Source organism: Longimonas sp. (assembly GCF_046498435.1).
Classification (GTDB): Bacteria; Bacteroidota; Rhodothermia; order Rhodothermales; family Salinibacteraceae; genus Longimonas.
In genome coordinates this window covers 1-11,474 of record NZ_JAWOAR010000018.1, presented here as the reverse complement: position 1 = coordinate 11,474, position 11,474 = coordinate 1, and the positions used below count along the sequence as shown (strand labels likewise).

The following is an 11,474-nucleotide window of genomic DNA, read 5'->3' as shown; positions in this document are numbered from 1 at the left end:
AAGACGGATTCAGGAGCATTGCTGGCTTCATACAGCCGCCCGAAGAACCCAAACTTCGAACGAGCCCCCGGCATCTGGCTCATGCGTGTAGATCGCAATGAGAACATTCAGGATGAGCTGTACCAGATGCCGCTTGATGAGATACACGTCCGCGTCCAAAATGGGCATCACCGGAGCGTTGAGCGTCCATTTGGGCGGAAAGCGTTCTATTCCTACACCGACACCGGCGTATGCTACAGGTGGTCGGACTCGCTGCGCGTGCGGTGCGGCGATGCGCAGGGGCATGATAGCCTCGCTCTTGATGTAGACCACACCGCACTTCCCGTAACATCGTCTGAAATTGGATTCTACCGCGATATCTACGATGGGGAAGAACTCGCCATGATCGAAGAGGCTGGATTCCACGACACGCACCCGGCCTACGAAGCATTGCACGTGGATTCGGAAGGGCGCTTTTGGATCCAGGAAGCATCTCCCGAACCCGACAAGCCACTCAGTCCCGAGGAGGCCGAAGAGATCATGGTAGCCTGGCATCGCATCGACCCGACGACGGAAACCTACCAGACCATCGAGTTGCCTGTTGGCCAGACGATAGAGGCCGCCACGGATACGCACATATACACCGCGATGGTACCCGCGCGCCCCAACGTCTGGATCCATCGCCTCGACGAATAGCCTCTATTCAACGAACCGGTCGCCTGAGCGGAGATAGTGTACTGTCTTTCAGGCGGCACCCACTACATTCTCACAATTAAGTTTACCATCCCATGATTCTACGTACAGCCCGCTCCATCGCTATCGGCGCGCTTCTCATGGTTGCCGCGTGTGCAATCACGCCCCAGGCTGCTGCGCAGTCATCGCTTGCTGAGTTTGACATCGTTGTCGAACCGACCGACGACGGCTTTGCGCTGACCTGCAACGCAGGCTGTGCGTGGGAGACGCTAAGCTGGGCAGGCCACAACGGCGTCAAGGTCAACTACTTTGGCATGACTGAGGCCGAAGAGGCCGATCGCTTCCTGTTTGCCCTCTCAAGCATCGACGGCGGCTTCGAACTGGAAGGGATCGAAGGCACCGCCTGGGCCTCGCTCAATTGGGAATGCGAGAACAGGGAAACGTGCAAAGCCCGCGTTGATGCATCGGGGCTATCCCCGGTGCGGTAGCGAACTAAATGGTGCTGGCGTCTTCAGGCAGTGCCGATGATTCGCGCGGCAAGCGCACGGTAAACGTGGTGCCTTCGCCTTTCGTGCTCTCTACCTCGATAGTGCCCTCCATCATGTCCACAAGGCGTTTGGTGATGGCCAGTCCGAGCCCGCTCCCCTCGAAGGCGCGCGTGTTTCCGGTGGACTCTTGCGTGAACGCCTCAAACAGATCCGGCAGAAACGCCTCGTCGATCCCGACCCCCGTATCCGCAACCTCGATTTCGACCGAATCGGGATCTGTGTGAAGAGAGACGTTGACGGATCCCCCGGCAGGTGTGAACTTGATGGCGTTGCTGATGATGTTGCTGAGCACGCGGTCGAGTGCGCTTTTGTCGAGCACAGCGGTGCACTTGGTATCCGTGCCATGTGCTGCAAGTGTAACCTCGTGCTCATCGGCGCGGGGCTGGAAGAGATCTACCGTGTTCTGGACTTCGGTATGAACAGCAACAGGCACCGGACTCAGCGTCATTGCACCGGCCTCCAGCTTCGACAGGTCGAGCACCGACTTGAGCGTATCCATAAGACGCTGGCTGCTGGTATGGATTAGATCGGCAAACCGCTGGGTTGATTCGTCGGCCTCGTCGCGCAGAATCTCGGCAAATCCGATGATAGAGGTGAGCGGCGTGCGGATTTCGTGGCTCATGTTGGCAAGGAAGGCCGACTTCAGGCGGTTCATCTCTTCGGCTTCGTCGCGGGCCGCGCGCAAGTCCGCCTCGCGCTCAATGCGATCAAGGATGCTCGCCATATTGTGAGCCAGAATCTCAAGGAGTTTCGTATCAAACGAGGCAATGCCATCGGGTGAAGGGCTGGCCACCGAGATGGTGCCATGCATACCCACTGGCACGTACACTGCCGATTGCACCGTGCCGGGTTGCTGAATCGCGTCGGCTGGGTCGTTGCCGCTGTACCGAATCGTGGTCTGGTTCCGGTAAGCACGCACAACAGCGCCGGGGCCATCCAGGGGATACGAAGGGCGGTCGCCCCCCATCAGATTTTTCGACACGTCTGACACCGCTATGGGCACCAGTGCATTGTGTTGCGCATAGCGGATTGCACAGATCGGATACTGAAGCGTATCCGTAATGAGTGTACACACGCGCTCGGCCAGCATCTGAGCCGTTTCGGTCTGCGTCAAGCTGCTCATGGCATCATAGAACGCCTCGACACGCTGTTCACGTTCAATCAAAGCCGCCTCGGCCTGCTTTTGGTCGGTCGTATTTACGCCAACCCCGACCATGCAGGAGCGGCCTTCAAGCATGATGCGACTGCCTGTAAAAAAGTAGGGCGTCCGTGAGCCTGACTTTGACACCAGCGTTGCAGATGCGGTGGCATGTCCCTCTTCAAAGACGCGTGCCACGCGTTCTTGGATGTGAGCCCGGTCCTTCCCTTCAAACAGGTTTGCGGGATGCAAATCGACCAGTTCGTCAGCCGAATATCCACTTACAGTCTCAAAGTTTTTGTTCCACCGAAGGAGTTCGCCATCTTTCGTAACCAGATAGAAAATACCCGGTAAGCTATCAACGGTTGTATCCAACAGCTGCTTTTGCCGGGCCAGTGCCTCAGTCATTTGCTTTTGCTCGGTGATGTCAAGCAGCACGCCCAGGATGCGTGTGGGGATGCCGTCATCATCGAATGCCGTAACGCGCGAGCGGCCCCGAATCCAGCGCACGTCGGTCGAGTCTTTGGGCTGTATGCGATATTCGCTGTACGCATCGTGCCCTTTTTCCAGAAGCGTCTCCTCCGCCATGAGGGCCTCCCGGTCGTCAGGGTGAATCAGATTGAAGAACTGCTCGATGGAGCAGGTAAGATCATCGAAGCCAAGCAGGCGGGCCGCTTCGGGCGAGAGACGGACTTCGTTTCGGGCGAGGTCCCACACACCGCTGCCCATTTCGGCAACCGACTGCGCCTGCTCCATCATCACATTGGCATGGTGCAGCGCCTCCTCGCGCTCCTTGCGCTCGGTGATGTCGAGATGCGTGCCTGCAATGCGCTTGGCTGAACCATCGGGATGGCGCTCCACAATCTGGCCCCGGTCTAGCACCCACCGCCACGAGCCGTCGCGTGCGCGCATACGGATCTCCATTTCAATAAAGTCGGTCTCGCCAGCAAGGTGCGCGTCAATGGCATCAAAGACGCGCGGGCGGTCGTCGGGGTGTACGCGGTCGCGGAAAGCCTCAACGGTTGGAGCAATATCTTCCGGATCATAGCCGAGCATCCTGGCCCAGCGCTCATTGTAGTGCACATGGCCGGTGTCCAGGTTCCAGTCCCACAGCCCCAGGTCGCCCCCGCGCAGCGCCAGTTTCAGGCGACGGCGCTCGGCCTCCATCTCAGCCTGGCGTTCGTACTCAGCGGTTACGTTGCGGAAAACGAGCACTACACCCAGCAAAGGGCCGTCGTCGCTGGCGCGGATCGGAGCCGCGCTATCGGCAATCTGGTACGTGGTGCCATCACGCGCTGTGAGAACGGTATGGTTGGCGAGCCCGACGACCTGGCCCTCGCGAAGCACCTTATCTACTGGGCTCTCAACAGGCGCGCCGGTGTGTGCATTATGAATCGGAAACACAACCGATAGCGGACGCCCGAAGGCATCCTCGGCCGGCCAGCCGGTAAGCGTTTCAGCTACGTTGTTCATCTCGGTAACGCGGCCTTCGGGGTCGGTCGCGATAACTGCATCACCAATGGAGTTGAGCGTAACGGTAAGGTATTCCTCGCGGCGGCGCAGCTTCTGCTCAGCCGCCTTGCGAGCGTCGATGTTCAGCACAGATCCGTCGCGGTGGTGCACGCTGCCGTCGTTGTTGCGCGTTACACTGGCGCTAAGAAGGCCCCAGAACATAGATCCATCGGCCCGCTGAAACTTGATTTCCTGATTGCGCAGGTAGCCCTGATCATGTGCCTGGTCGATGAAGTGATAACGTTCTTCGGGATCTGCGTAGAGTACGGTAAGGTCATCGAGCGCGTACAGCTCCTCGGCACTGTCGTATCCAAAAAGCCGTACAAACGCGTCGTTCACATAAACGAGACCCTCCTCTGCAGAGGCACGGTAGAGCCCCTCGGCAATGTTTTCGTTGATGGAGGTGATAAGCGATTCGCGCTCGCGAAGGGATTGCTGCGCCTCATACTGCTCCGTCACGTCATTTACGGTCACGAGAACGGCATCACGTCCTTCAAAATCGACCACTGCCGATGTGATTTCCACCTTCAGCGTAGAGCCATCGGCGCGTTGATGGGTCCACACGCCCGGGGCCGAACGCAGATCGGGGCGATCGGTAGTCAGATAGTCTTTGAGCCGCCCAATCTCGTCTTTGGGGCGGATGTCGAGGATCGTCATTTCTTGAAAGGTATCGCGGTCGTAGCCGTACGTTTGCACCGCCGACTCATTGACATCCAGAAAGCCCAGCGTGTCGGGGTCATAGACCCACATGGGCAGCGGATTGGACTCAAAGAGTAAGCGCGCTTCGGCCTGTTGGCGGCGCAGCGTGTCTTCAAGCTCGCGCTGTTCGGTAATATCGTTGAAGTAGACCGACAAGCCCCCGTCGAACGGGTAGGCGTTCACCTGAAACCACGTACTGAGTGGCGGAAAGTATGCTTCGAAGTGAACGTTTTCTTGCGCCTCAACGGCCTGATGGTACGCCGTATAGAACTTCAGATCGACGGCGTCGGGAAACTCGTCCCACACGTTGCGCCCAAGCAGGTCTTCATTGGGACGATCAAGGAGCTGCTCAGCGCGGTCGTTCACGTACGTGAAGCGCCACTCGGTATCCAGTGCAAAAAAGGCATCCGTAATGCTTTCGAGAATGGAGGCATGGGCATGCGGCAAGACGTGGTGATCCATCTCGTGGCGCGCAAGGGTTGCCAGATCATGCAGCATACCCGGGGCGACGTCGGCCAGGGTGCCTGGTTTCATGTCGAGCAGGCTCAGAGCCCCCAGGACCTGGCCGTTTGGGTCGGTCAGCGGCACGCCTGCATAGGAGCGCAGGCATGGCGCATCCACAACGAGTGGATGATCGGCGAAGCGGGCATCGGCAGCAAGATCGGGCACGATGAGCAGGTCGCCGTGCTCTACCACGAAGGGAGCAAACGCGTGGTTGGGATACGTGGTGGCGTGGGGGAGGTCCTGCTGGGCAAGTACGGTAACGTGTTCGGCATCCACGAGCGTGAGGACGGCAGCCGTGGCGCCACTGCCGTGCTGCGCCAGGCGCACAATACGACGGAGTGCAGGCTGGACGGCGTTTTCCAGTGCAGCGTAGCGCTGTACAGCACGAAGCCGGTCGGGGTTGTAACGAGAGGCCATATAGAAAAAATCATCTATAAACAGCAGGCGCTGATCGGACCAGAACCGAATACAACGCAGCGTATGGCCACAGTATACAATCCAGCGCTATCGCGGTCCAGCCGAGGACCAATTCTTGCCAACGGCGACCGCCCCGAGACGTGGAGAGGAGAAGAAATGGGTAGTAGCCAGACGTTACGTGATACGATGCAACGGGGTGGGCCCGTGTAGCCACTATCGTCATACTGGCCCCGACAGTGGTCGGGCGTCAGGATGACCAGCGGATGAGGCTTTCAGTAATCACCAACCTTCTATCCACTACCAAGAAATGATGTGTGGGTCCTCCTGGATTCGAACCAGGGACCTCCTGCTTGTAAGGCAGGCGCTCTAAACCAACTGAGCTAAGGACCCATGCATGCTTTTTTGCATGATGCAGTATGCATTAGCAGCACCTATAATGTCAAGCAGCAGGGATCCGTTCCACGCGGATATTGGGGGACGCATTGCGTTTTGGCGATCTCTTCGCACAGCACAGGCTAAACAACTTATGGGGTGTTCCGTTGTAATCTGTCGCCTATCGTTGTATGCGATCATCTACTCACGGCTTCTGTTATGCCAAAACGCACGTACCAACCCAGCCGCAAGAAGCGAAAAAACAAGCATGGCTTCCGCAAGCGGATGAAGACCAAGAACGGACGCAAGATCCTGAAACGCCGCCGCAAGAAAGGACGCAAGAACCTGACGGTGAGCGATACGTCTTCGGGTAAGCCTGTGTAGCGGGCTCGCGCGTCGTTTCGTTATGCTAATATGCCCATGCCGCCGCCTGCTTCCGACCGTCGCTACACGTTTCCACGCACGCATCGGTTGAAGCGGCGGCGCCTTATTGCGTCGCTGTTCGACCGCTCTCGCTCGGACGTGCAGACGGTAGCCTGTGGCACGGTGCGCCTGCTCTACCGCTGGGCCTCGCGCCGCGAAGTGGGGCACAACGTACCCGTGCAGGTGGGCTTTGCCCCAGGACGCACATACGCCACCAACGTACAGCGCACGCAAATACGACGGTATCTGCGCGAAACCTACCGCCAGCATCAGTACGTCCTGCGCAAGGCGCTGCCTGACGATGCACCGCCGCTCATTATGATGCTTCTCTTTCGCGGCTCGCCCGACCACGCTCGCACGAGCATCCTGCGCGACGTGCCCCGTGCACTCCGCGCTGCAACCCACGCGCTCCCCGACTGCCCTGCCCCGTCTTCCACCGACTGACGGCTCCCCACGCCACGGCGATATGACTGGGCTGTAACGAACCGGTATCGTCGTCACTGTTTTTCGTATCCACCACCCCCTGGCCGCCTTGTCTACGCTGCGCAACCAACCGTCTTCTGAAGACCAGCGCAATATCCTCATTGCTACGCTGCTCTTCGGACTTATCATGTTTGGGTGGCTCGTCTGGTTTGGCCCTGAGCCGCCCGAGCCTTCGGCTGAAGAGGAAACCACCACCGAGTCCCCTGCCGATCCTGCCGACACTACCGCATCAGATGACGCTGCGCCACTTGCGTCTGGTGATTCAACGGATGATTCAGACAGCGAAGCCGCCGCGCAAGAAGCAGATCCAGACGACACGCCGAGCGACCCCGCAACGGCGCGTGCCGAGTCGGGCACAGCGCGCACCATCACCGTCATCGCCGACCAGTACACCGCCGAGTTCTCGACCCAGGGCGGCGTCATCGAGCGCTTCACGCTGACCGACTATGAGCAGTTCGATCGCGAAACGCCCGTTCAGGTGGTCGATACGACGGGGCAAGGTGTACCGGGCGTGTCGTTCATGACCCCCTCCAGCCATCTGGTGGATACCCGGGCACTTCACTTCGAGACCGAGGCTCCCGACACCCTCCGCGTGGATGGCACCGAAGAGGCCTCCATTACCTTTACCGCCACGCTCGGCGAAGAAGGCGAAGGGTCGCTTAGCTACACCTACACCTTTACGCCCGAGCCCTACGACCTCAACTTCCAAATCGCACAGCAAAACGCACGGTCCTATGCCACCAACGATGGGTACGATGTGGTGTGGGACCAGGGCGTGCCCTTCACTGAAGACGATCCTGAAGGTGAGCGCATCGATTCGGGCGTGTACGCTTTCTCGGGAGGCACCATGGAACGCCTCGTCTACGACAGCGGCGACTATGCCGAAAACCGCCTGTCAGGCTCGGTAAGCTGGATTGGGCACCGCAGCAAGTACTTCACGGCAGTGCTTATGCCCGAAGACGAGTCGGCAGTCGATGGTGCCGAAATTATCCGCGAAGAAGGGGTCGCAGAAACCGTACGCGGCGGCGAGGGCACCACGGCCCGCCTCTTTTTCCCCGCGGCCTCGTCCGATGTCAGCACCCAGTCGTTCTCCCTTTACATGGGCCCGATCGACTACTACAACCTGGCGTCGTATGAGCGCGAACTCTACAGCATGGTAAACTATGGCTGGGCCGTCTTCGAGTGGATTACCCGTCCGCTGGCCACCTTCGTGTTCATTCCGGCTCTTACCTACCTGGGCGGCGTCCTACCCAACTACGGGTTCGTCGTCATCTTGCTGGCGATCCTAATTAAGGTGGTGGTCTATCCGCTCACCAAGTCGTCGTACCGCTCCATGGCCAAGATGAAAGATCTGAAGCCAGAGATGGATAAGATCAAGGAGAAGTACGAGGACGACATGGAGAAGCAGCAGCAGGCAATGATGGAGCTCTATCGCGAGTCGGGCGTCAACCCGATTGGTGGCTGTTTACCGATGTTCTTACAGTATCCCATCATCATTGCGCTCTATCTGTACATCCCGCAGTCGGTGCAATTGCGGCAAGAGAGTTTCCTGTGGGCCGCCGACCTTTCGGCCCCTGACCCCATTTTGCAGCTTCCGTTCAGCATCCCGTTCTATGGCGACTACGTAGCCGGTTTCACGCTGCTGATGGGCGTCTCCATGATCTTTACCATGCGTATCCAGATGAGCAGCACCGGGAGCACCGGAGCGCAGGCCAAGATCTTCCAGTGGGTCTTGCCGTTCTTCATCTTCTTTATCTTCAACCGCTTTGCCTCTGCGCTCAGCCTCTACTACCTGTTTTACAATGTCACGACGGCAGCGCAACAGAAGTACATTTACTGGCAGCTGGATAAGGAGAAGGAGCAGCCCAACACACGGTTTGATGCCAATAAGAACGGTGATGGCAAAGACGGCTGGTTCGCCCGGATGCTGAAAAAAGCCGAAGAAGCCCAAAAAGAGGCGCAGAAACGGAAGTAACGCTGCGTACCTCCCATGCCCACCGATTCCGATACCATTGCCGCCATTGCCACCGCTCGCGGACGTGCAGCGCTCGCCATCATCCGCGTGTCGGGGCCTGAAGCACGCAACGTTGTGAGCCAGCGCTTTCGCGGTGCCGATCTCACCGACGTGGCTTCTCACACTGCCCACGTCGGGTATGTGGTGGATGCAGAGGGCGAAGAGCTCGATCAGGTGGTCGTAACGGTCTTTCAGGGTCCACGCTCTGCTACGGGCGAGGATGTCGTCGAGGTGTCGTGCCACGGCGGCGACCTGGCACCGCAGCTTGTGCTCGATGCGCTCCTCCAGGCTGGTGCACGCATGGCCGAGCCCGGCGAGTTCACCGAGCGCGCCTTCCTCAATGGCAAGCTCGACCTGGCCCAGGCTGAAGCCGTCGCAGATCTCATCCACGCCTCCTCCGAGCAGGCGCACCGCGTATCCATGCAGCACCTGCGCGGACGCTACTCCGACCGCCTCTCCAACCTGCGCGAGGAACTGCTCGACCTCTGCGCGCTCATGGAGCTGGAGATCGACTTCTCCGAAGAAGATGTCGAGTTTGCGGATCGCGAACGGCTCACCTCTTTGCTCGACACCGCACAGCGGCTTGTCTCCACGCTGCTCGACTCCTACCGCACCGGCGAACTCCTGCGCGACGGCGTACGCGTCGTCATTGGTGGGCGGCCCAACGCGGGCAAATCGACGCTGCTCAATGCGCTTGTGGGGCGCGACCGCGCTATTGTGAGCGCCACCCCCGGCACCACCCGCGACGAGATCGAGGCCGAAGCCGAACTCGACGGACTCCTTTTCCGCTTTGTGGATACGGCGGGTCTGCGCGATACCTCCAACCAGATCGAAGCGGAGGGCGTACGCCGCGCCGAAGCCTCCATTCGCGAGGCCGATGTGCTGCTCTATGTCTACGACCAGCAGCGCGGACTCGACGCCGATGAGCGCGCATTCCTCCAGGAGCTATCGGATGCGGAGCCGTCGGTGCCCACGCTGGTTGTCGCCAACAAATCCGACACGGTAGACACCGAACGCACGCCCGATCTCGATGTGGGGCATGCGCTCTCCTTCTCGGCACTCGATGCGTTCGACGATGCCGATGAACTCGACCGCCTCACCACCGCGCTCCTCGATCAGGTCGATGCCGACTTGCGCGACACCGAGGCCTCGGCTGTCGTCATGAACAAGCGTCATCGGCAGCATCTGCAAGAGGCGCAGACCGCGCTGGAGCGTGCGCAGAGTGCCTACAAGCAGGGCGTATCGAGCGACCTGCTCACGCTCGACTTGCGCGAGGCACTGCATGCGCTCGGCGCTATCACCGGCGAGGTCACCAACGAAGACGTGCTCGGCCAGATCTTCTCGCAGTTCTGTATCGGGAAGTAGCGCAAAACGAGCCGTGGGCTGCATACCCTGCTTCCGTGTGCCCAGCGGTGTAGCGTTTTGGGCAGTAATCACACAGACTGCATGTCCCCCAGCATCACTCGTTACTCTGTGCCTTGCTCCCAACCGCTATGTCTACTGATACCCACCTGCTCACTGTAACAGACGATACGTTCGCATCTCGTATCCTGGAGGCTGACCACGCGATCCTGGAGTTCTGGGAGCCGCGCTGCTACGCCTGCCAGGGGCTGACCGACGACGTGGAGCGCCTGTCTCGCGATCTGAAGGACGAAGCGGTAGTGGGCACGCTCAACGTCGCCGATTATCCCGAGTTGGCGCGCGCGCAAGGCATCGAGGTGGTGCCTACGATGCTGGTCTACCGCAACGGCACGGTCGATGCGCGGCTGCGCGGCGCGGAGCCCATCCGTTCGTTCATCGACGCGATGTGCACCACGACGGGCGTAGCCTGCTCGTAGAGGCACGGTGTGTAGCTGTTTAGCGGTCTTCAAAGATCGCCCGGGATATCCTGCCGACAGCATATCTGTTTAGCGGGCCTCGATGATTGCCCGGGATATCCGCTTCGCTCCTGATCCCGGGCTAAGGAAACCCATAGCCGGGTAACCTGTGCCGACCACTGTCGGTACCACTTGCGTCCCCGGCAATCTGTGGGGCGAATGCTATCGGAACTGCACGCGTCCCGGGCTACAAGTCGCTAAACACGTACGGCCCGTTGGACCCAGGATCAATACAATCAAATGGGTAGGGACACGGCGCGCCGTGGTACGTGTTTAGCGCAGGAAGAAACAGGTGGAAGCGCACCGCCCGAAGCCGCTCCCCTGGAGAGGGGAGCAGATGAGAGTGTGTACCTTCCCCACTCCACCACGTCATGATGCCTATGGCCTGTCCTGCACGGTTGGCACGAGCCGCCCCATACCAGGGACTCCATACTAGGCGCCCCTTTGCAGGCGTGGCGGCATTGCTTTCCAACAGGTCATCCTGAGATGCTTCACTGCGTTCAGCATGACTACAGAGGAGGGAGCGCCTCACAATGCCAAGCTGTTGTTCACGCTCCCAAGTCATCCTGACGCCCCCGGCGGAAGGATCTCAACGCCTACCTCGCACAGGTGGCACGCTCCCCGCATCTCCGGCCCCTCCCCTAATGTCTCGATCTATAAGTCACTAAACACGTACCCGCCTCGTGAGTCCCTGCATGAGGTTGCCGCCTTTTTCGCCCATGCGCACCAGGGCCACGTAATCGGAAGGAAAGTACTTTTTTTCTTTGGCCAATGAATCGGCCAGGCTCTGTCCTTCTTCCAGGTTTGCGGCCAGG

General features: G+C 59.5%; 9 protein-coding genes and 1 tRNA gene. 7 read left to right on the top strand and 3 right to left on the bottom strand.

From position 1 onward, the window contains the following. A partial coding sequence (locus R6U20_RS00740; protein WP_410335957.1) for a hypothetical protein occupies nucleotides 1-675 on the top strand: 675 nt, incomplete at its 5' end. Between the two features lie 92 nt (nucleotides 676-767). Next, nucleotides 768-1,160, top strand: a complete 393-nt coding sequence (locus R6U20_RS00735) for a hypothetical protein (protein WP_410335956.1) — start codon at nucleotides 768-770, stop codon at nucleotides 1,158-1,160. 4 nt (nucleotides 1,161-1,164) lie between these two features. Here R6U20_RS00735 and R6U20_RS00730 read toward each other — a convergent pair whose 3' ends face one another. Together R6U20_RS00730 and R6U20_RS00725 are read right to left on the bottom strand one after the other, a co-directional pair. Next, nucleotides 1,165-5,490, bottom strand: a complete 4,326-nt coding sequence (locus R6U20_RS00730; RefSeq protein WP_410335955.1) for a PAS domain S-box protein — start codon at nucleotides 5,488-5,490, stop codon at nucleotides 1,165-1,167. Nucleotides 5,491-5,805: 315 nt separating this feature from the next. Next, nucleotides 5,806-5,880, bottom strand: a tRNA-Val gene (locus tag R6U20_RS00725). Nucleotides 5,881-6,081: 201 nt separating this feature from the next. Here R6U20_RS00725 and rpmH point away from each other — a divergent pair. From rpmH to R6U20_RS00700, 5 genes are all read left to right on the top strand, one after another. Beyond that, nucleotides 6,082-6,246, top strand: coding sequence for a 50S ribosomal protein L34 (rpmH, locus tag R6U20_RS00720; RefSeq protein ID WP_410335954.1), 165 nt, complete (start codon nucleotides 6,082-6,084; stop codon nucleotides 6,244-6,246). Nucleotides 6,247-6,282: 36 nt separating this feature from the next. Next, nucleotides 6,283-6,729 carry a ribonuclease P protein component gene (locus tag R6U20_RS00715; RefSeq protein ID WP_410335953.1) on the top strand — a complete coding sequence of 149 codons (447 nt, stop codon included), beginning with the start codon at nucleotides 6,283-6,285 and terminating at the stop codon, nucleotides 6,727-6,729. Between the two features lie 88 nt (nucleotides 6,730-6,817). Beyond that, complete coding sequence (gene yidC, locus R6U20_RS00710; RefSeq protein WP_410335952.1) at nucleotides 6,818-8,743, top strand: membrane protein insertase YidC; 1,926 nt, start codon at nucleotides 6,818-6,820, stop codon at nucleotides 8,741-8,743. A gap of 15 nt (nucleotides 8,744-8,758) precedes the next feature. Further along, nucleotides 8,759-10,147 (top strand): tRNA uridine-5-carboxymethylaminomethyl(34) synthesis GTPase MnmE, encoded by a 1,389-nt coding sequence (gene mnmE / locus R6U20_RS00705; protein ID WP_410335951.1) that lies wholly within the window; start codon nucleotides 8,759-8,761, stop codon nucleotides 10,145-10,147. A 128-nt stretch (nucleotides 10,148-10,275) separates the two neighbouring features. Further along, nucleotides 10,276-10,620 carry a thioredoxin family protein gene (locus R6U20_RS00700; protein ID WP_410335950.1) on the top strand — a complete coding sequence of 115 codons (345 nt, stop codon included), beginning with the start codon at nucleotides 10,276-10,278 and terminating at the stop codon, nucleotides 10,618-10,620. A gap of 703 nt (nucleotides 10,621-11,323) precedes the next feature. Here the strand turns inward: R6U20_RS00700 and R6U20_RS00695 are convergent. Continuing rightward, nucleotides 11,324-11,461, bottom strand: a complete 138-nt coding sequence (locus tag R6U20_RS00695) for a type II secretion system F family protein (RefSeq protein WP_410335958.1) — start codon at nucleotides 11,459-11,461, stop codon at nucleotides 11,324-11,326. Between the last annotated feature and the right edge of the window lie 13 nt (nucleotides 11,462-11,474).